16 protein-coding genes are annotated in these 23,013 nt (G+C 32.4%); 9 read left to right on the top strand and 7 right to left on the bottom strand.

The window, feature by feature from the left end:
- Window positions 1-41 precede the first annotated feature (41 nt).
- A complete protein-coding gene (locus tag HN894_12995; protein ID MBT7144237.1) occupies window positions 42-1,463 on the bottom strand; it encodes a hypothetical protein in 1,422 nt (473 codons plus the stop codon).
- A 7-nt stretch (window positions 1,464-1,470) separates the two neighbouring features.
- Entirely contained in the window at window positions 1,471-4,158 is a 2,688-nt protein-coding gene (locus HN894_12990; GenBank protein MBT7144236.1) for a T9SS type A sorting domain-containing protein, read from the bottom strand.
- A gap of 333 nt (window positions 4,159-4,491) precedes the next feature.
- Here HN894_12990 and HN894_12985 point away from each other — a divergent pair, with 333 nt between their 5' ends.
- The 3 genes from HN894_12985 to HN894_12975 all read left to right on the top strand — a co-directional run bounded on the left by HN894_12985 (window position 4,492) and on the right by HN894_12975 (window position 9,173).
- A complete protein-coding gene (locus HN894_12985) occupies window positions 4,492-5,730 on the top strand; it encodes a bifunctional 3,4-dihydroxy-2-butanone-4-phosphate synthase/GTP cyclohydrolase II (protein MBT7144235.1) in 1,239 nt (412 codons plus the stop codon).
- 83 nt (window positions 5,731-5,813) lie between these two features.
- Window positions 5,814-7,094 (top strand): serine hydroxymethyltransferase, encoded by a 1,281-nt coding sequence (locus HN894_12980; GenBank protein MBT7144234.1) that lies wholly within the window; start codon window positions 5,814-5,816, stop codon window positions 7,092-7,094.
- A 129-nt stretch (window positions 7,095-7,223) separates the two neighbouring features.
- Window positions 7,224-9,173: a tetratricopeptide repeat-containing sensor histidine kinase gene (locus HN894_12975; GenBank protein MBT7144233.1), complete on the top strand. Its 1,950-nt coding sequence runs from the start codon at window positions 7,224-7,226 to the stop codon at window positions 9,171-9,173.
- Window positions 9,174-9,239: 66 nt separating this feature from the next.
- Here HN894_12975 and thiL read toward each other — a convergent pair whose 3' ends face one another.
- Complete coding sequence (thiL, locus tag HN894_12970; protein MBT7144232.1) at window positions 9,240-10,262, bottom strand: thiamine-phosphate kinase; 1,023 nt, start codon at window positions 10,260-10,262, stop codon at window positions 9,240-9,242.
- Window positions 10,263-10,403: 141 nt separating this feature from the next.
- On the opposite strand from thiL, the gene sufB reads away from it, so the two are divergent.
- The 5 genes from sufB to uvrB all read left to right on the top strand — a co-directional run bounded on the left by sufB (window position 10,404) and on the right by uvrB (window position 17,505).
- Complete coding sequence (gene sufB, locus HN894_12965) at window positions 10,404-11,852, top strand: Fe-S cluster assembly protein SufB (protein ID MBT7144231.1); 1,449 nt, start codon at window positions 10,404-10,406, stop codon at window positions 11,850-11,852.
- Window positions 11,853-11,934: 82 nt separating this feature from the next.
- On the top strand, window positions 11,935-12,684 hold the full coding sequence (gene sufC / locus HN894_12960) for a Fe-S cluster assembly ATPase SufC (protein MBT7144230.1): 750 nt from the start codon (window positions 11,935-11,937) through the stop codon (window positions 12,682-12,684).
- A 97-nt stretch (window positions 12,685-12,781) separates the two neighbouring features.
- Window positions 12,782-14,140 carry a Fe-S cluster assembly protein SufD gene (gene sufD, locus HN894_12955; GenBank protein ID MBT7144229.1) on the top strand — a complete coding sequence of 453 codons (1,359 nt, stop codon included), beginning with the start codon at window positions 12,782-12,784 and terminating at the stop codon, window positions 14,138-14,140.
- 124 nt (window positions 14,141-14,264) lie between these two features.
- Window positions 14,265-15,479, top strand: coding sequence for a cysteine desulfurase (locus HN894_12950; protein MBT7144228.1), 1,215 nt, complete (start codon window positions 14,265-14,267; stop codon window positions 15,477-15,479).
- Window positions 15,480-15,492: 13 nt separating this feature from the next.
- Window positions 15,493-17,505, top strand: a complete 2,013-nt coding sequence (gene uvrB, locus HN894_12945; protein ID MBT7144227.1) for an excinuclease ABC subunit UvrB — start codon at window positions 15,493-15,495, stop codon at window positions 17,503-17,505.
- A gap of 209 nt (window positions 17,506-17,714) precedes the next feature.
- Here the strand turns inward: uvrB and HN894_12940 are convergent, their stop codons facing one another.
- Complete coding sequence (locus HN894_12940; protein ID MBT7144226.1) at window positions 17,715-18,077, bottom strand: type II toxin-antitoxin system HicB family antitoxin; 363 nt, start codon at window positions 18,075-18,077, stop codon at window positions 17,715-17,717.
- A 10-nt stretch (window positions 18,078-18,087) separates the two neighbouring features.
- Window positions 18,088-18,333, bottom strand: coding sequence for a type II toxin-antitoxin system HicA family toxin (locus tag HN894_12935; GenBank protein ID MBT7144225.1), 246 nt, complete (start codon window positions 18,331-18,333; stop codon window positions 18,088-18,090).
- Between the two features lie 453 nt (window positions 18,334-18,786).
- On the opposite strand from HN894_12935, the gene HN894_12930 reads away from it, so the two are divergent.
- Window positions 18,787-20,265, top strand: coding sequence for a glycoside hydrolase family 16 protein (locus tag HN894_12930; protein ID MBT7144224.1), 1,479 nt, complete (start codon window positions 18,787-18,789; stop codon window positions 20,263-20,265).
- 132 nt (window positions 20,266-20,397) lie between these two features.
- Here the strand turns inward: HN894_12930 and HN894_12925 are convergent, their stop codons facing one another.
- Complete coding sequence (locus HN894_12925) at window positions 20,398-22,347, bottom strand: T9SS type A sorting domain-containing protein (protein MBT7144223.1); 1,950 nt, start codon at window positions 22,345-22,347, stop codon at window positions 20,398-20,400.
- Between the two features lie 285 nt (window positions 22,348-22,632).
- Window positions 22,633-23,013: hypothetical protein (locus HN894_12920; protein ID MBT7144222.1), on the bottom strand; the 381-nt coding region annotated here is incomplete at its 5' end.

Raw genomic sequence — 23,013 nt, 5'->3', positions numbered from 1 at the left:
GAAATTTGAAAAATATGGCTAAATATCATATTCATAATTCGTTAGTATAGCCAATCAAAATTAGCTTTTTTATAATTTAATTTTTTTAATCTTATATTTGCAGCTAATGAAATGTTTATTCTATGGGGTGAAAATTCATAAATATTAAAATCTAAATATTCGTAATAGATCTTATAAGAAATATCTCCTTTTTTAAAAAAATATCCTACTTGAGGCACAAAATGAAACTTATTTTTTACATTTAATTTGGTTCCCCGCAAATTCCCAAAAGTGAAAAGTCCTTTTATTCCAAGCAAAAAACCGGTTTCTAATTCATTAGTATTTATAAAATTAAGCTGCTTTTCAAAACTTGAATAGAACAGAAATCGTTGTTCACGAAATTGAAAAAACAAATTTGTATCTTGTTCCATCAAAATACTTTTTTTTCTTAGTCGAGAATTAAATCCAAAATTAAGTGTAGAGTTTGATTTTAATTCATAAAACCCAAATCCACCACCAAACATATAATCTTGTGTGTTAAAATAATTGTCAATGTGAATAGAAAAATTGCTTATTATTAATTTTTTGTTTTGCACATTATATTTTTTTAGTAGCTTTTCAATATTTCTGTGTTTATTTAATTTGGCATAAAATAATGCTAAATTTAATTCCGAATCTTTCATAATACTGTCATACTGAACTTTCTGGTCTTCTGATTTACTATTTATATAAACTGCAGAATGTTTATCCAAAAGCATCTCTAAAATTTCAAAATTCCCTTGATTTGCAGCTAAGATAATTGGAGAAATGCCGGATTTTGTAGTATCAAATATATTTGCTGAATTATTTATAAGTAACTCAACTATTTGGAATTGGTTGCTTTCTATTGCGTAAAAAAGAGCTGTTCGTCCTTTTTTATCCTTAAGGCTTAATAATGCTCCATGATGAAGGAGTAAATCAACTATTTCAATATTGCCAACAAATGAAGCAATCATTAATGGCGAAGTTTGATTATAAAAGTTCTTATAATCTACTGCACCATAATAGATTAACATGTCGCATAAAGTATCGTAACCATATGCAGCAGCATAAAAAAGAGGGGAAGCCCGTTTTCTATCTATGCAATTTACTTCTGCATTGTTTCTAATTAATAATTCGCAAATTTCAATGAAGTTATTTTTTGTTGCTGCAATTAATGGAGATGTTTTATTGAAAGGCACCATATTTACATCTGCGCCATTTTCAATTAGTAATTTAGCTATGTCTATATTCCCATTTTCGGCGGCATACATAATAGCTGTATAGCCTTTGTAAGTACATGAATTTGCATCAGTTCCTTGTTTTAAAAGACTATCGACTTTTTTGAAATTTCCTTCATAGGCATATTCTAACAACTCAAAGCCACTATCGGTGGTGTCTTGTGCATAAGAGGTTGAAAAATATGAAATTGTACAGTAGAAAACAATCAGACAAAAAGCCTTCATAAGCAGTTTATTGAACAATTATCTTTTTTATTATGATTTCTTCTCCAATTATTTTTATAAAATAAACGCCTTGAGATAAGTTGTTTCTATGAACAATATATTCAGTTCGATTTTGATTTTCAATTTGATAAATCATTTTACCGAAAGCATCATAAATTTCCATTTTTTTGAAATTTTGAAGTTTATTGTTCAGAATAATTTTTGTGAAATCGCTAAACGGGTTTGGAAAAACTAAAATTCTTTCATCGCCATTATCTGCTATACTAAAATCGAAATCAATAGTAACTTCCAAAATCAAAGGTTCGCTAATGCAGCCATGAGAATTAGTTTCAACAATTTGCACAACACCAACACCCATTTGTCCCCAAACTACAGTGATGCTCGTGTCAGAGTTTTGGGTAAATGTCCCTGAGGATACATTCCATTCAAAGGTTGATCCCGGATATGTGTTAATGAAATATTGTTCTGTCGAGTCTTGATAAACATCTGTTGCTCCAAAAATAGTGTCAATTCCAAATTCCCAAACTTCAACAAAGACCTCGTCTGTGCAGGTTCCTACGCCATCGGAAATAGAAACTGAATAATATTGACTTGTTTCTGGAAATACAAAAATTGCCAAATCTGTGGAGCCATTGTTCCATAAATAATTATATGAGCTTACATTTTGATCTATAGAAAACATTACAAATTCTCCTTCACAAATTGCAGTGTCAGATTGGTCAATTTTAGAGTCGATTATGTAAACAAAGGAACTATCGGAATCAGAACAACCACTTGAATTAGTTACGGTTACGCTAACAATATTGGAAGAGTTAACCAAAATTGAAGGGCTAATTTCTCCGGTACTCCAAAGATAGCTCGAAAATGTAGTATCGAACGAAAATTCTAAGGTTGAGCAAGAAAATATTGTATCATCAAAACTAATTGAAATTGGATCGCCAACACTAATATTTACTTGATCAGTGCAGGAGCCAATTCCGTCAGTTGCAGTCAAAATATATTGGGAATATACAAAAGGAGCAACAAGAATCGATGAAGTGGTTTCGCCTGTGTTCCAAAAATATGAGCTTGTTGAAGCTGTTGAATTTATTATTAAAGAATTTCCGTTACATAAAAGTGTATCGTTTTGCAAAATATCTACTGAAATAAGATTTACATAACTTTGTCCTACGCCGCTACAGCCTTCATTATTTGTTACAGTAAGAGTATATGTTCCTGTCGAATTTACTGTTAAAACCTGAGAAGTTTCTCCGGTATTCCACAAATATGAAGGATAAACATAAATTTGTTCAAAAATATCGATGCTTGCTTGATTACATTCAAATACAGAATCGTCTAAATTTACTGTTATTTCAGGATAGGCCATGATTTGGATAGAATCCATACACGAGTTTATGCCATTGCTTGAATATAAAAATATTGTAGAGTTATCGGTAATTGTTGGAGAAATTGAGCTTGTAAATTCTTGAGTACTCCATGTGTAGTTTGAAATACTTGAACTTGCATTAATAGTAATTGTTTCGCCATAGCAAACTGTAGTGTCGTTCGTAGTTATTTCTAAATCAATAAAATCTACATAATTAGAATAGATTTGAGTGCAGGCATCAATGCTCACTGTTAATCCATAAGTCCCACTATTTGTAATATTTAAAATAGTGGAGTTGCTACCTGTGCTCCATAAATAATTTGAATAATCTGAACTAGCATCTATTTCATAATTCGATGCATTGCAAAGTAGAATTGTATCGTCTAAAAATGGCGGACTTGCAACATTTAAAGTTACACTATCGCTACATTGTCCGATACCAAGAGGGTAGGTTATGAAATATGTACTTGTATCGCTTGGGAAAACTGTAATTGATTCTGTGTATTGATTCGTACTCCACGAATAGTAAGTCATTCCAGGATTTGCTGAAAGAACCAAACTATCTCCATAACAAAGTGTTGTATCTGCTTGCGAAACATTTGCAATAATAAATTCAACAGATGTAGTATCTTGATAAAAGCATCCCATACTTGTATTTGTTGAAACACTATAAATCCCAGTAGTATTTACATAAATTGAAGCATCTGTACTTCCTGTATTCCACAAATAGTCAGTAAAATTACCGTTTGGATTGGTCGCCAAGTCAAAACTGTCAATATTACAAAACAGATAATTTTCCTGCAACCCGGGAGAAACATCCACTGTAACCAAAACCGAATCATAGCAATAAGAAAAGCCATCAAATATTTCAACAACATAGTTTGTTGTGCTGAAAGGAGTATGAACTATTGTGTCTGAATAAAATCCAATATTCCATTGAAATGAATAAAAAGATGAAGACATCGAAATCAAAATATCTTCACCATAGCAAATTCCGGTATCGTTTTGTTGAATTGTAGAACTTATAAGGCTTACAAAAACTGTATCTCCTCCAAAGCAAGTGCTATCCAAAACAAGATTAACAATATACATTGATGATGTTGATACATAAACAGACTGAGTAGTATCAAGTGTATTCCATTGATAGCTCAAATAATTTGCTCCAGCATCTAATTCAATGCTATCAACACCGCAAGAATAGATAGTGTCAGGAAATGTTTGATTGAATGAAATTGTATCGCATGGTGTAGTTTGCGATTTTGATTGATAGGATATTAATATAAAAAAAACTGAAGCTATGGTAAAGCATATATTTTTGTAATTAATCATAATAAGGTTTTTAATTTTTCATAAATTCAATATACATCTTGCAAAATAAAGCATTTTTTAAAACTTTTCAACGTATCATTTCGGAAATTGTTCATAAATAGTAAAGTTTATTTATGATTTTAAGATGCAATTTAATTATAAAATGAAAAGTATTCTGCATAATTTGATTTAGAAAAAGCATCAAAATATTATAAATAATTCAGCTTTATTACGGTATAGCTCATTTTAGAAAAATAGATTGAAATTATCTCAATAAAAAAGAATAAACTATTTTCTATTTGTTCTAAAATTACCACTTTTGCAAATAGTTTTTCTGAAAATAAAAGATAAAAAGTGGAGAAAGAAACATTTAAATTTAATACTATTGATGAGGCAATAGAAGATATAAAAGCCGGAAAAGTAATCATTGTAGTTGACGATGAAGACAGAGAAAATGAAGGCGATTTTATTTGTGCTGCCGAATTAATCACACCTGAAATTGTAAATTTCATGGCAACTCATGGTCGAGGACTTATTTGTGCAGCTATCACAGAAGAAACTTGCGACTATTTAGAACTTGAACTTATGGTTGGAAAAAACACTGCTGCTCATGATACGCCTTTTACAATCTCCGTTGATTTGTTAGGACATGGTTGCTCAACTGGAATTTCTGCGGCGGATAGAGCCAAAACAATAAAAGCATTGGTAAATCCGAAAACCAATCCTGTAGATTTAGGTCGGCCGGGCCATATTTTTCCATTGAAAGCAAAAAATAGAGGAGTTCTAAGAAGAACTGGTCATACTGAAGCAACTGTCGATTTAACACGCTTGGCAGGATTGCAGCCAGGTGGAGCATTGGTAGAAATTATGAATGAAGATGGCACTATGGCTCGTTTGCCAGAACTTACTAAAATTGCCAAAAAATTTGATCTGAAACTCATTTCAATAGAAGACCTTATTTCCTACAGGTTAAAAGAAGAAAGTTTGGTTTTGAGAGGTGTGAAAGTGAATTTACCTACCGAATTTGGCAATTTCAACTTAATTCCGTTTAAACAAACATCGAATAATTTAGAACACATAGCTCTCATAAAAGGCAAATGGGATGTCGATGAACCGATTTTGGTTCGAGTACATTCATCGTGTGCCACCGGCGACATTTTTGGCTCTCAGCGCTGCGATTGCGGAGAACAACTTCATAAAGCTATGGAAATGATAGAATTAGAAGGAAAAGGTGTTCTTCTTTATATGAATCAGGAAGGAAGAGGAATTGGATTGCTAAATAAAATGAAAGCATATCAATTGCAGGAAAATGGACGAGATACCGTTGAAGCAAATCTCGAATTAGGTTTTAAAGATGACGAACGAGACTACGGTGTTGGAGCACAAATATTAAGAGAATTGGATATTTCTAAAATACGTCTATTAACAAATAACCCAATAAAAAGAGCCGGACTCGAAGGATATGGACTTGAAATTGTTGAGAATCTCCCTCTAATAATTGAACCAAACGAGCATAACGATTTTTACCTGAAAACCAAACGCGATAAAATGGGACACTTTATGAACATTGTAAAGTACGACAGTCAGGATTAAAAGGCAATAATCAGAGTTTCGGATTTTTAGTTTAAAATTCTAAAATTATAAAAAGGAATATATAATAAATTAAAACAAATGTAATGGAAAGAGATACTAAGGTTTTTGAAATAATTGAAAAAGAATATCAACGTCAGAAAAATGGCATTGAACTTATTGCTTCAGAAAATTTTGTAAGCAATCAAGTAATGGAAGCCATGGGTTCTTGCATGACAAATAAATATGCAGAAGGGTATCCCGGCAAACGCTACTATGGTGGATGCGAAGTAGTTGACCAAACAGAACAATTAGCCATCGATCGATTGAAAGAGATGTTTGGAGCATGTTGGGCAAATGTCCAGCCACATTCTGGAGCTCAGGCAAATGCAGCTGTAATGTTGGCAATACTAAAGCCAGGTGAAACTTTTCTTGGCTTCGACCTTTCGCATGGCGGACATTTAACTCATGGTTCGTTTGTGAACTTTTCCGGTATTTTGTATCGGCCTGTTGCATACGGAGTTAAAGAAGAAACAGGTACTGTAGATTACGATATGATGGAGGAAGTAGCCATTAAAGAAAAACCCAAAATGCTACTTGCCGGAGCATCAGCATATTCTCGCGATTGGGATTTTGCCCGAATGAGAGAAATTGCCGATAAAGTTGGTGCTTTGCTAATGGCAGATATTGCTCATCCGGCAGGACTTATTGCTACTGGCTTACTTAACAATCCATTTCCACATTGCCATATTGTAACTTCAACCACACATAAAACTTTGCGTGGTCCTCGTGGTGGCATTATTATGATGAGCGAAGATTTTGAGAATCCTTTCGGAAAGAAAACGCCAAAAGGAAAAATTAGAATGATGTCATCTTTGTTAGACTCCGGTGTTTTCCCTGGAACTCAAGGAGGTCCTTTAGAGCATGTAATTGCAGCTAAAGCAGTTGCTTTTGGCGAAGCATTAACAGATAGTTATAAAGAATATATGGCTCAAACCAAAGCTAATGCTGCGGTCATGGCAAAAGCATTTGTTGATAGAGGCTATAAAGTTATTTCAAACGGAACAGACAATCATTCAATGTTGATTGATTTAAGAACCAAAGTGCCTGAAATTAGTGGCAAAATTGTTGAAAATACTCTTGTTAAAGCTGATATAACTGTAAATAAAAACATGGTTCCTTTTGATACGCGATCGCCTTTCCAAGCTTCCGGATTAAGAGTTGGAACCCCTGCAATTACTACACGTGGGCTTAAAGAGGAACATATGGAACCAATCGTTGAAATGATAGATAAAATAATCTTAAACGTTGAAGACGAAAAACTAATTTCAAATACAAAAAAGGAAGTTACAAATATGATGAAGGACTTCCCGATTTTTGCATATTAATTTGTGAAAAATTAAATAAAAACCCTGCTTCCTTTTTGAAGCAGGGTTTTTATTTAATAGTATTTATAATTATTATTCTGAAAAAAATGTATATTTGTAGAAAAAATATATTTTAATATTTACATATAAATGAGGAAAAGGAGTAAAATAATAATTATTTGTGTTTTATTCGTTTCAATTTTATTCTCTTATAAATATTCGCACTCTATCGTCTCAACAGATAGTTTAGAAAAAGTAATTGATACTACCACGAATGAAATTTTGAAAGTAGAAACAATAAATAAATTGTGTTATCTGCTTTTAGATAATGATATTATAAAAGCACAGAAATATAATGAAATTGCATACGATTTAATACCCATTGTCAAACCAAATAAAGTTATTGCTGAAATATATTATACGACTGGAATAATTAATAAAACTTTAGGAAATTATGATTCAGTAATGACCAATATTTCAAAAGCATTGGCAATCTACGAAAACATTGGAGATGTAACTAATCAATGCCGTTGTTTACGTAACATCGGCGACCTACATAGAGCTTTAGGAAATTTTGAGGAAACAATAAAATATACAAAACAATCTTTGACCATAGCAAAAAGCAGTGAAGATATAACTCTAATTGCGAGCTCATTAAACAGATTGAGTGCTATATATTTTGAAACTGACTCTATCCAAAAATCTAAAGAAATGGCATTAGAATCATTGAAAATAAGTGAACAGATTGAGAACTTTCCTATGTCTGCTAACAATTACAATATACTTGGTGCAATATCTACTAAATTAGGCAACTATGATGAGGCTATAAAATTCCTAAACGAATCATTAGAAATTACTAAAGATGACATTATAAGTATTCCTAATATTCTAAATAATATTGCACACGTATATCAAAAAAAGAAAGAATATAATAAGGCGTTAAAGTATGCTATGCGTAGTCTGAAAATTGCACAAGAAACAGGTACGAAAATATATATATCAGTTGCTTCAAGTTTACTTTCTACTACCTATGAGGAAATGGGAGATTATAAGAATGCTTTTAAGTATCTGACAATTTACGAGCAGACTAGATTTGGTATGTTTGATGAAACCAAAACCAAACAAATTGCTCAATTGCAAGAAAAATATGAAGCAGAAAAAAGAGAAGAAATTAATTCTAAACTATTGATTGAAAATCAACTTATTGAATCAATAATAATACAGCAACGAGTAATTGGTGGTGCAATGGTACTTATATTGATTGTTGTTTCGATTTTTGCAAGAATCTTATATAATAGGAAGAGAAAAATAGAAATTGCTCAAGCTCTTTTGTCAGAAAAAAATGAAGAAATTGAAGAGCAAAGTGAAGAGATTGAGTTGCAAAACGAGAGGCTTATAGAAATGAATAAGACTAAAGACAAATTCTTCTCGGTTGTTTCACACGATCTGAAAAGCCCATTCAGTGCGTTGCTCGGTTTAAGTGATTTGCTTAACGAAGAATTTGATGATTTTTCGCACGAAGAGAAAAAGAAATTCATTAAAGCTATGAGAGATTCTGTTTATAACATCTTTCAATTTATTAATAGTTTATTAGAGTGGTCTCAAATACAAATTGGGAAAACGCCATTTAAACCTATACAATATGAACTAAATCCATCTATTCACACAATTTTTGGTGTTCTGGAAGTTCAAGCCAAAAATAAAGACATTGAGTTAATCAATAAGATTCAAAGGAATACAAGCATTTTTGCCGATTATAATATGATTGAAACGACTATTAGAAATATTGTTTCTAATGCAATAAAATTTTCTAATAGAGGAGGTTTTGTTGAGCTTAGCTCACAGAAGAAAGATAATTATTATGAAATTAGCATCAAAGATAATGGAGTAGGGTTGAGAGAAGAAGAAATGTTAAAATTGTTTACAATAAATGAATCTTATAAGATGCCCGGCACCGAAAACGAAATAGGAACAGGCCTTGGATTGATTTTATGCAAAGAATTTGTAAATAAAAATGACGGAAAAATTTGGGTTGAAAGCGAAATTGATAAAGGAAGTACCTTTAAATTTACTGTTCCGGCTTCAGAGGTGGAATTATAATTTTACTAAACATATTGTGGTTTCATTCTAAAATTCCGAATAAAAACAAAACTCATTAAAAAAAAATTATTCTTTTATTCCATCCCAACCTTGAGCAATTATTTCAACTTCCGACCCATCTTTTGTAACTATTATTTTACCTTCACTTTCATCAGCAATATGCCCAATTATTTCGAAATGCTCATTATTTTTTAACTTTTCGAAATCCTTAATTGAAGCGGTAAAAAGAAGTTCATAATCTTCGCCGCCCGAAAGTGCACCAACTGAAGCAACCATAGAAAATTCTTCTGCAATATTTTGGGTTGAAGCGTCAATCGGGATTTTTTCTTCATAAATCTTACATCCAACATTAGATGCCTTACATATATGAAGTAATTCAGACGATAGACCATCTGAAATGTCAATCATAGAGCTGGGTTTCACATTTATTTTTTTTAATTCAGCAATCACATCTTTTCTTGCTTCAGGCTTTAATTGTCGTTCTAAAATATAATCGTAGCCTTCAAATTTTGGCTGCACATCCGGATTTGTCTTAAATACTTCTTTTTCGCGTTCTAATAATAGCAAGCCAAAATAGGCACTGCCAAGATCTCCCGATACTAAAATTAAATCGTTTTTCTTTGCTGAATTTCTGTAAACAACATCTTCTTTTGAGACTTCTCCTAATGCAGTTACGTTGATAGTCAGGCCTGTAACAGAAGATGATGTGTCTCCGCCGATCAAATCAACACCATAAATTTCGCAAGCGAGATAAATCCCTGAGTAGATTTCTTCTGTGGCTTTTACAGTAAATTTATTAGAAATTGCTATCGATACAGTAATTTGTTTCGGAATGGCATTCATTGCATAAATGTCAGATAGATTCACAACAACTGCTTTGTAACCAAGATGTTTCAGTGGTGTATATATCAAATCGAAGTGAATTCCTTCTACAAGTAAATCTGTAGTTACAACAATTTGCTTATATCCGTAGTCTAAAACTGCTGCATCGTCTCCAATTCCTTTAATTGTACTGCTATTTTTTAGTTTTACTTTTTCTGTTAATGTTTCAATTAACTTAAATTCACCTATTTCCGATATTTTTGTCATTTGTTTACCATTAAATTTTTGCCTGCAAATTTATATTTTTAAATGTGCAATTATAATAAGATTTTATATATTTGCGGCTTATTTAGAATAATACTAAATAAGAATAAGATTGATTTAAATATCATTCAATATTGATAAAATATGAAGAGTGAACAAGACATAATTTTAGGAGAAGTTACAAATAGTGATTACAAATATGGGTTTGTGTCTGAAATAGAGGCAGATGAAATCCCAAAAGGATTAAACGAAGAAGTAGTTAGATTAATATCATCGAAAAAAAATGAACCTGATTGGCTCCTTGAATACAGACTAAAAGCATTCCGATATTGGAAAACTCTTGAATTTCCGAAATGGGCAAATTTGAATATTCCAGATATTGATTATCAGGATATTATTTACTATTCTGCCCCAAAGCAAAAGCCAAAACTGGATAGTTTAGATGAAGTAGATCCGGAGCTTCTTAACACTTTCGAAAAATTAGGAATTCCGCTAAACGAACAAAAACTTCTTTCTGGTGTTGCTGTAGATGCTGTAATGGATAGCGTTTCGGTGAAAACAACATTTAAAAAGAATTTGGCAGAATTAGGTATAATTTTTTGCTCTTTTAGCGAAGCAGTTCAAGACCACCCCGACCTTATTAAGAAATATCTTGGATCGGTGGTTCCATACAAAGATAATTTTTTTGCAGCTCTAAATACTGCTGTTTTTAGTGATGGCTCGTTTTGTTATATCCCAAAAGGAGTGAAATGTCCAATGGAACTTTCTACATATTTTAGGATAAATGCTGCCAATACCGGACAATTCGAACGTACGTTAATTGTTGCCGATGATGATAGTTATGTAAGCTATCTTGAAGGTTGCACTGCGCCACAAAGAGATGAAAATCAGCTTCATGCTGCAATTGTTGAAATTATTGCGATGAAAAATGCAGAAGTAAAATATTCGACTGTTCAGAATTGGTATCCCGGAAATAAAGAAGGAATTGGCGGGATTTATAATTTTGTAACGAAACGAGGAATTTGCCAAGGCGACAATTCGAAAATTTCGTGGACACAGGTCGAAACTGGTTCAGCAATCACTTGGAAATATCCGGGTTGCATTTTGAAAGGAGATAATTCTATAGGCGAATTCTATTCAGTTGCGGTTACAAACAATTTTCAGCAAGCCGATACAGGCTCAAAAATGATTCATCTTGGAAAAAATTCAAAAAGCACAATTATTTCAAAAGGTATTTCGGCAGGGAAAAGTCAAAATTCATATCGAGGACTTGTTAGGATTGCTAAAAAAGCTATCAATTCGCGAAATTTTTCGCAGTGCGATTCATTGCTTCTGGGCGACAAATGTGGTGCTCACACTTTTCCATACCTCGATATCGACAACCAATCTTCAATAGTTGAGCATGAAGCTACAACTTCAAAAATTGGAGAAGACCAAATATTTTATTGTAACCAACGCGGAATCGATACAGAAACAGCAATTGGCTTAATAGTAAATGGTTATGCAAAAGAAATTCTAAATAAATTACCTATGGAATTTGCTGTTGAAGCACAAAAATTATTACAAATTTCACTTGAAGGAAGCGTTGGATAAGTTTTAAAAATTAATATTAATTTGTCAAAAAAGAGTTACTCACAAACTCTTGACTATTAAACAATTTCAAACAAAAAATACTATGTTAAAAATAACAAATTTACATGCCTCTATAGAAGGAAAAGAAATTTTGAAAGGAATAAATCTTGAAATAAAAGCTGGTGAGGTGCATGCCATTATGGGGCCAAATGGCTCTGGCAAAAGTACACTTGCCTCAGTAATTGCAGGTCGGGAATATGCCAATATTACTGAAGGTAAAATTCAGTATATTGGAAAAGACCTTTTAGATATGCTACCTGAAGAAAGAGCTCGCGAAGGAATTTTCCTTGGTTTTCAATACCCGATAGAAATTCCGGGTGTGAGCATGGTAAATTTCATGAAATCTGCAATCAACGAAAAACGCAAGCACAACGGCCAAGAACCTATTAAAGCTGCAGCTTTTCTAAAAATGATGCGAGAGAAAAAAGCATTTGTAGAATTAGACTCTCAGTTAGCTAATAGGTCGGTCAACGAAGGATTTTCAGGAGGAGAAAAAAAACGAAACGAAATATTTCAAATGGCAATGTTAGAGCCAAAACTTTCGATACTTGACGAAACCGACTCAGGACTTGATATTGATGCTCTTAGAATTGTAGCCAATGGTGTGAATAAATTGAAATCGCCTGAAAATGCAACAGTTGTAATTACTCATTATCAGCGATTGTTAGACTATATTGTGCCCGATGTAGTTCATGTTTTGTACGATGGAAAAATTGTGAAAACAAGCGGAAAAGAACTTGCTCTCGAACTTGAAGAAAAAGGATACGATTGGATAAAAAATCATATTAATTAATCAATTCCAAAACCTATTGTTTATCGAAATAATTAGTGAAAATCAAGACTGTCATTATATTTTTTAAATAGTATGGAAGTCTTAAAAACGACAAAAAATGAATAAATATCCCATAGTTAGCGATTTTGCTAATATTTTTCAAAACAATATCGAAAAACTTGATAAATCATCTGAAATAATTTCAAGACATAGAAAAAGTGCAATTGATAAATTCAGTGATCTTGGCTTACCTTCACGAAAAAATGAAAAGTATAAGCACACAAATTTATTACCGATTTTTGATGACAAGCACAATTTTTATTTTGAAAAACAAAAAATTGATTTTCAATTAGATGATATTTTTTCTTGCGATATCCCTGATATTGATACAGATACAATTATTTTACTAAATGGATGGTATTATTCCGCAAATGACGAAAAGCTGACAACATTGCCAAGTGGTGCAATTATAGGAAGCTTTGATGAAGCATCGAAAAAATTTCCTGAGTTGTTTGAAAAGCATTACTCAAAAATTGCCTCCTATGAAAATGACAGTTTAGTAGCTTTAAATACTGCTTTTGTTCAGGATGGTTTGTTTTTGTATTTCCCAAAAAATGCTGTTTTAGAAAAGCCGATTCAGATAATTAATATCTTGCTTTCTGAAGAAGCTCTATTTGTTCAGCATAGAAATATGATTATTGCTGAAGAAAATTCTCATGCTAAAGTTGTGGTTTGCGACCATTCTTTGTCGCCACATAAATTCTTGACAAATTCGGTAACAGAAGGATTTGTTGGCAAAAATGCATTTCTTGATTATTTCAAAATTCAAAACGAACATAACGAGGCTTCGCAAATATCATCGGTATTTTTTCAACAAGAAAAAAGTAGCACACTAAATTTTAATACAATTTCTCTTCACGGCGGATTAATTAGGAATAATATCAATGTTTTGTTAAACGACGAATATTGCGAAAACAATCTTTACGGATTGTACTTAACCGACAAAACTCAACATATTTCTAATTATACGGTAATAGATCATGCAAAACCAAACTGTGTTAGTAATCAGGTTTTTAAAGGAGTATTAGACGATTTTGCAAATGGCACTTTCACCGGAAAAGTTGTTGTAAGAAAAGAGGCACAAAAAACCAAAGCGTTTCAATCGAACAAGAATATTTTATTGACAGATATTACAAAAATTCATTCACAACCACATCTCGAAATATATGCTGACGATGTAAAATGTAGTCATGGTGCAACAGTCGGACAATTAGACGAAAATGCCATTTTTTATTGTCAATCACGCGGAATTCCTAAACATGAAGCACGATTGCTGATGATGTTTGCTTTCGCTAACGAAATTGTCAAAAAAATCACAGTTGAACCATTGCGCGAAAGAATAGACGATTTGGTGAATAAGAGGTTACGAGGTGAATTGTCGAGATGTAATAATTGTGCTTTGAATTGTCATTCTTAAATCAGGCTATTCTTAAAAAAAGTTGCTAGTCTTTTTGAATATTTGCTTACCAAAATTATGTAAAGAGATATAGTACTTTTAGATTAATTGCTATTTTTGTTATTAAAAACTAAAAATTGTGAACATAGACATAAACAAAATTCGTAAAGATTTCCCAATCTTAAATCAAAAAATATATAAAAAACCGCTTATATATCTCGACAACGCAGCAACAACTCAAAAACCACAACAAGTAATTGATGCAGAAACTAAGGTTTACCAAAACTGGAATAGCAATATTCATCGCGGGGTTCATTTTCTTAGCGACAAAATGACCAAAAAATATGAGCGTTCAAGAGAAAATATTCAGCGATTTATAAATGCAAAACATTCGCACGAAATAATTTTTACGAGCGGAACAACTTTCTCGATAAATGCTGTTGCTTTTTCTTTTGGTGAAAAATACATTTTTGAAAACGATGAGATTATTGTTACTGAAATGGAACATCATGCAAATATTGTAGCATGGCAAATGTTATGCGACAGAAAAAATGCAAAACTAAAAGTTCTTCCAATTGATGATAATGGAGATTTAATGATTTCGGAATTAGAAAAACTAATTGGCCCAAAAACTAAAATAATTGCTTTTACTCATGTTTCTAACACGCTCGGTACAATAAATCAAGTTAAGGAGATTACGAAAATTGCACATAAAAACAATATTCCTGTTTTGATTGATGGAGCACAGGCAATTCAGCATTCCGATGTTGATGTTCAGGATTTAGATTGCGATTTTTATGTCTTCTCAGGACATAAACTTTATGCTCCCACAGGAATTGGAATTTTATATGGTAAAGAAAAATGGTTGAATGCAATGCCGCCATATCAGGGAGGAGGCGACATGATTGAAAAAGTTAGCTTCGAAAAAACCACTTTTAATAAACTGCCCTTTAAGTTTGAAGCTGGAACTACAAATTATGCCGGAGCTGTAGGGCTTTCAGAAGCAATAAATTACATAAAAAATATAGGGCTCGAAGAAATTTCTATTTACGAAACTCAGCTCTTGGAGTATGCAACTCAGAAATTGTCGGCGATACCGGAATTAGAGATTTACGGAAAATCGCAAAATAAAATTAGTGTTATTTCTTTTTTGTTGAAAAATATACATCACTACGACACAGGTTTGATACTCGACAAACTGGGAATAGCTGTGAGAACAGGGCATCACTGTACGCAACCGCTTATGGATAGATTAAATATTGATGGAACTGTTAGAGCTTCCTTTTCTTTTTTTAATACCTATGAAGAAATTGATATTTTATACGATGCTCTTTTAAGAGTGGTGAAAATGTTTAATTGAAAATTTGTAAAAAATGGATTTCAAAATTATCTCTGATTTTTTACCAACCGGCGACCAGCCAGAAGCAATAAAGCAACTCTCGAAAGGAATTTTGAACAAAGAAGAATATCAAACTTTACTTGGAGTTACTGGTTCGGGAAAAACTTTCACTGTTGCCAATGTTATTGAAAAACTTCAGAGGCCGGCTTTAATTTTGAGTCATAACAAAACCCTTGCAGCGCAGCTCTACGGCGAGTTCAAACAATTTTTTCCGGAAAATGCCGTAGAATATTTTGTTTCATATTACGATTATTATCAACCCGAAGCTTATTTGCCAGTTTCTGATACTTATATTGAAAAAGACCTTTCAATTAATGATGAAATTGAAAAACTAAGGTTAAGTACCACTTCTTCATTACTTTCCGGCAGAAAAGATATAATTGTAGTTTCGTCAGTTTCATGTATTTACGGAATTGGAAATCCAGAAGATTTTCATGAAAATGTTATAAAACTGCAAAAAGGACAATTAGTTAGCAGGAACAAATTTTTAATGCAATTGGTTGATAGCCTGTATTCAAGAAATGAAATTGAATTGAATCGTGGAAATTTTCGAGTAAAAGGTGATACTGTAGAAGTTTTTCTTGCATATGGCGATATTGCATTTCGCATAATTTTTTGGGGTGACGAGATTGAAGAAATAGAATCATTCGATCCTATAAACGGACAAACTCTTGAGCGAATTGATCAGGCAATAATTTACCCTGCAAGTATTTTTGTTACTACAAAAGATCGTATGCAGCAAGCAATTAGATTGATTCAAGACGATTTGGTTAAACAAATTGATTATTTCAAAGATATCGGTAAACCTTTGGAAGCCAAGCGAATTGAAGACAGAGTTACTTACGATATGGAAATGATGAAGGAGTTGGGGCATTGTTCAGGAATCGAGAACTATTCTCGCTACTTCGATGGACGCAAGCCCGGTTCACGTCCTTTTTGTTTGTTAGATTATTTTCCTGAGGATACTTTAACTATTATTGACGAAAGCCATGTTACTATTCCGCAAGTTAGAGCTATGTATGGGGGAGATCATTCCAGAAAAATTAATCTGGTGGAATACGGTTTCAGGCTTCCGGCTGCGATTGACAACCGACCACTGAAATTTGAAGAATTTGAGGAAATCACCAAGCAAACAATTTTCGTTAGTGCTACACCCGCCGATTTTGAGCTCGGAAAATGTCAGGGAGTAGTAGTTGAACAAATTATTCGCCCAACAGGATTATTAGAGCCTGTGATAGAAATTCGCCCAAGCTTGAATCAAATTGACAAACTTATTGAAGAAATATATAATCGTACAAAAATTGATGAGCGAGTTTTGGTTACAACGCTCACAAAACGAATGGCTGAAGAGCTTACAAAATATTTGGCAAAAATGAATATTCGTTGCAGATATATTCATTCCGGTGTCGATACTCTCGAAAGAGTTGAAATTATGGAAGATTTCCGAAAAGGATTGTTCGATGTTTTGGTAGGTGTAAATCTTTTGCGTGAAGGTCTTGATTTGCCGGAAGTTTCGCTGGTTGCTATTCTTGATGCCGATAAAGAAGGTTTTCTTCGTTCCGAACGATCGTTAATTCAAACCTCTGGTAGGGCTGCACGAAATATCAATGGGAAAGTAATAATGTTTGCCGATAAGATTACAAATTCGATGCAAAAAACCATCGACGAAACTAACAGAAAACGGGAAAGACAATTGGCTTACAACGAAAAAAATAATATTCAACCAAAGCAAATAGTTAAGTCAACCGATTCAATGATAAAGACTTTGCTGAAAAACCAAAAAGCATATGTTGAGTCAGATTCAATAAGTGTAGCTGCAGAACCTGTAGTTAAATATATGTCGCCAAAAGCTTTGGATAAAGCCATTGTGAAAACAAAAAATGCAATGAAAAAAGCAGCCAAAGAACTCAATTTCATAGAAGCAGCCCGCTTGCGCGATGAGATGTATGCTTTAGAGAAACTTTTGAAAGAAAAGGAGATTAGTTGATTTGGGAATTAAAGGATTTGCATCATCCCGAAAGTAGAGCCACTAATTATCAAGTTTTAATGAGCTATTCACAAAAACTTGATTTTTGTAATTGTTCCTGAGCCCCTAATATCTATTGAGTTGACAAATCATTCTAAACTATTTCCTTAAAGTTTGCCTAAGATTGTATTATTGTCGTACGAACTAATAGTCCATCTTTGTCGAACTTTTCATTTATTCATAGTACTAAAGACGTTTTCATGAGAAATGGCATAAGATATTGCCTCTTTCACAAATTCGTTTAATGTAATATTTTTTCTTGATGCTAACAATGTAGCTTGCCTATGAAGCTCTTTGGTTACTCGTACATTAAAATTGCCTTTAAAAGTTTTATCGGGTGCTTTTTCTAAATTTTCACATGTTTTCAAATAATCAACAACTGATTCTATAAAAGCATTTTTTAATTCTTTTACTGTTTCACCTTCAAATGTAACCAAGTCGTTTATACCATGAACTTTACCATAAAAAACTTCATCTGCCGAACTAAAATTAACTGTTCCTATATATTCTTTATATTTTAAATAATTTTCCATGATTTACGTTTTATATTTTTAGATAATTTCTAATTTCCCTGATTACATACAATTTAATGATTTTTGAAGGATGAGGCTCATGAAGACTTATGATTTTATTTTCATCATTGATAAACTTTCTTCTTGAACCACCTGTTTTTCCTTTCTTGGTAATTTCTATATATCCAAACTGGGCTAATATCCGACATAATTCATCCCAAGTAAAATCTTTTGGATTAGATTTAAGTTTTTCAAGAAGCTTCTCAATTTTACTCATAACAAATTTAACTGCAAATATTGTAACTATATTTCAGTTGCAAAGATATGATTTTTTTACTAAAACAATACCTGAATTATCCAGAATATGGGTTTAAAACTATAAAGTTTATTATATTACAAGTTAAATAATAAATTTGAAATATAATATGCTTTTCTCATATTTCAAAAAAACAACATTCGGGAAGTTTCAATACTTTCAGAACTTTTTTTTGTTCAAAGTGAGCGTATGGCTCCAAGCCAACCACTCATTAAACTTCAATTTGTTTTTAAACATTCTGTAATCGCAAATTTTGCTTCTTCAGTTTGCAGTTTCGTATTTGGTTGATTAATTGATATTTATATAAATAATAAAAACTAAATGCCAAAAAATCAATATTTATTTTATAAATTTCAATAAATGTATTGATTTTTATATTTTTACCGTTTGAAATAATATTTTAATAAATATAATATGGCAAGTATTAAAACAAGTTTTTTGTTAAAGTCGATGTTTGGAATGATTCCTGCTACTCAGAAAATTGAATTGGCTGAAGCTGAAATTCAAAAGGAATTTAAAGAATTTAATGAATTCCAAAATTCGCAGGAATTATCAGATTTTTTAGAATTAGAAAAAATTGTTACTTCACAAAAATTTGTTAACACTTTAGCAAAAATCAAAGCCGAAAATTTTAGTTCGACTAAAGAATATAAGCAAGAACAAGAATATCTGAAACTCCAAAAACAAAAAAATATAAAATTATACTATAAGTTTAAAAGCTCGAACATATACGATCAATTTCTCAGGACAGAGCAATCAGATGACTTAAAAGAATTTGTTGAACTAGAGAAAATGGTTAATACCTCAGCATTTTTAACTGCATTTGACAAAGTAAAAGCCGAATGCAAAGAGAAAAAGGAAGATTTTAAAGAAACTAAGGAATACGGAAAAAAACAAAAATGGAAAGATCTTAAAAAGTCAAGTCTGATTAAGAAGTTTTTTAAAGTGAAAAAATCGTCGAAATATGAAAACTTCAAAAAGTTAGATAAATCTGATTTAATTAGTAAATATGAAGATCTTGAAGCGATCGTTCATACTCAGGAGTTTATAGATTTAAAAAATGAGATGAACGATAAGGAAAGATACAAAAAATTTGACGAGTATAAAAAACAAACGAAGTACGAAGAGATTAAAAACTCCGAGAAATTTCAAAAATATTTTAAACTGAAAGGCTCAAATAAATTTGACGAAATCAAATCCTGGAATTTAAGTTTTTACGACAATTTTGATGATAAAGATTTAGATCAAACAAAATGGATGACGAATTATTATTGGGGGAAAACATTACTGAAAGATGGATATTCTTTAGCAAACGATAAACATTTTATTACGGATGGTAAGAATTTGCAAATTAAAGATTCTATTTTAAGCATAATAACAAAAAGAGACAAAGCTCAAGGAAAATTATGGAATCCAAAGTTTGGTTTTATGCCAAAACAATTTGATTATACATCAGGATTGATTAGTACCGGCGAAAGTTTCAGACAAAAGTTCGGAATTTTTAAAGCTAAAATAAGATTGAACGATGTTACACCAGTGAATCATGCATTTTGGATGTTGTCAGAAAAAATGATTCCCGAAATTGATATTCTTAAATTGGATGGAAAGAAAAAAATAGGAATGAACAATTATTGGGGTTTAGGAACAAATAAAAGTATTTCAAAAATAGGCGCTTCAAAATATTTAAATGATTTCTTTATTTTCTCTCTCGAATGGTCTGAAGACAAAATTGTTTGGAAAATAAACGATGTGATTGTTAAAGAACAAACATCTGGAATTCCGAAAACTCCAATGTATATTGTTTTCAGCTCCGCACTTTACAATGAGATTAGCGACAGCATCTTACCTGCAAAAATGGATATTGACTGGATAAAATGCTATTCTAAGAACTAATAAAATTGTTGCCTTCCCAAACCTTTCAATAAAAGTAAGTTAAAGTTTTGGTAATAAGTAAAAAGCTAATTTCTTTATCAAGAAATTGATAAGAAAATTAGCTTTTGTATTTTCAAACAAAATAATCCTTGATTATCTTAGTAATGAAAACTTAGAAGATATTGACTTTTTGTCGTTAATTAGAAAAATGTTATAAATTCCAGCAGGAAGGTTACCTAATTCAATTTTCATATTTTTGGCAAGATTGTTTTGTTTTTGTCTAACAAGTTCTCCAGTTGCATTAAAAATTCTGATACTTTCAATAATAAAATCCCTTTCTGAGCTGACATTAATATAATTTGTTGCCGGGTTTGGATAAATTATAATGCCGTTCATATCTAATTCATTCATTGAGCTTGTTGAAGTATCAATCACAGTTATGTAATTTGTCTTAATTTCAACATCAGTCAAGGTATCATCTCCTTGATATGAATTAATAGTTAAGGAGACAGAAAAAACTCCCGGATTGTCATAAGTTACAGATTTTGTTGACATTACAGAAGATTCTGGTGATCCACCTTCGAAATTCCATTTCCTTGAATATCCTGGAAAAGCGTTAGAAATATCTGTAAATTCAACTGATTCTCCAGGGTAGATACTTGTAAGATCTGAAATAAAATCTGCCTGAATTTGAATATTATCGTAGCCGTCTTTCCCGTTCACTGTAGTAACGCCAGAGTCGGATGGATCTAACCAAGGTTTTAATTTACTGTAATCTTGCGAGCCATTCGAACTCCACGAATAGTAGAATTTTCCATAATAATCGGCTTTGTCAGGACCGGTTCCGGTTCCAGCACCACCAGCAACACATGCTGATGCACCACCGGTTAAAGTTCCAACAATATACCCACTATTGTTAAATAGAGGTGAACCAGATGAACCTCCTTCAGTAACTCCATGCCCGTTTTGTGTTGTTTCCCAGCTCAATCTCCAGTGAGTGTTGTTGCTTAACCAGCCACCGGAAGTAGCAGAGTTGAATTTCGATATTTTTTTAATATCTCCTGCCGGATGATGAATTCCAACACCTCCTGTAGGAGGTGCGGCTGATCTGTCCCAACCGTTAAAAAATGGAGTAAAACTCATTGGAACATAGTTGTTTAAGAGAATTAAGTAAAAATCAGAACCAGATTCGCCTCCTCTGGCAATTTTTGTACCTCCAACCATTGAATTATAGCTGGGTTGGCTTGTTGGTGAGGTACATGCCGTAGCTTCAAAATTAAAATAGAAAGTCCATTGTTCAAGATCTTCTGTAGATGTTCCTTCTGCACAATGATCTGCTGTTAGAAAATATGGTGTTCCGTCTTCAAGTGTTGTGTTTATTAGAGAACCTGAACACCAGCCAAATCCTTGACTTGTAACAACGCTAATTCTTGCTACTCCTCGTTTTTCGTCTTGCCAATCGTCTCCTTCAGGGACGCAGTTAATATTCACTTCGCAAACCTCAGAATCTCCAAACGATTTTCCATCCCTCAGAAAATTGACAGATCGATAGGCATATCCAAGAGAAGAAATATTAATACTTGCCATATTTCTTACATTTTGAGGTTCAAAATATTCAAGAACAATTACTTCGCCGAAAATTAGTTCGGTGGCAAACAAACCACTTTCGCGATTATTAAATTCGGTGAATGCACCAATCACTTGTTTTTTATCACCACCATAAACGAACAATCTACCTTCAGTGGGCAACCAAAAATCATCGAATAAAAGGAAAAGTGCCAAAGCATCTTCCGAGTACAGCTTCATTCTCCAAACTCTATCGCCATCAGGTAAATCTGTCCATTCACCAGCATTGTCAATCGATAAATTTACAGGAAGTTTTCTACCGTATAGATATAAATCATCATTTAGGGCATTTTTCTCATCTTCAATCCGGATTTTTTCCATGTCCGGTTTAGTAATTTCGTAGTAAGAAATTTCTGAAAAACTTTCAGACGATTTAAAACTTAAAGGTTCCCCTCCTTCACTAATTTGTCCAATGGCAAAATTGCTGCAAAATGCTGCTACCATAAATAAAATTGATATTCTTATTATGTTATTCATAAAATAATTTTTAAAACAATAATTTCTAATTATGGTGTCAAAAGTACAATATTTATATTATAATGGTAAAATCTTTTTTTACGATTATTATCAAATAATAATGTTGTTAAAAGTTTGTTAATGAAGTGCTTCATGTGTTTATTAAAAGAGTGAACAAAGCTCCTCAATTAAGAAATAGAGATTGTTTTGTTTAAATGTTATAAAATCTTTGCAGGTTGTTGCACCCATTTTTTGTCAGTCTTCAGTATCCAGTTTTCAGTTAACTGCAAACTGAAGATTGATTCTTTAATAAACCAAAACATCCCCACTATTCATCTTCACCTGATAGCCCTTGCCAGGCAGCATATTGCCTATATTATTTACACTGAATTGTGGCCAGTAAACGTTGCCGGCATCGTCTTTTACAATTTCGGTATTTGACACAATGGTTGAAAATATTTGTGAAATATCGATAGGGGATTGCAACAGGTAACCAATTATATTCCAGCCTGCAGAGAGGGAAATTGGTGAGTTTTGTGGCTGGCAGATTATTCCAGTAACATTCAGGGTGTCGCCGCTTGCCATTTTCACCTGATATCCCTGACCAAGAGCGAGAGTATCTAATAGTGTGATTGAGTATTGAGGATAATAGACCAAACCGATTTGGTTTTTTACCAAAACCGTGTT

It is taken from the genome of Bacteroidota bacterium, assembly GCA_018692315.1.
In the GTDB taxonomy this organism is placed as follows: domain Bacteria; phylum Bacteroidota; class Bacteroidia; order Bacteroidales; family JABHKC01; genus JABHKC01.
The sequence above is the reverse complement of the archived record's forward strand: the minus strand, read 5'-3'. Positions and strand labels throughout refer to the sequence as shown.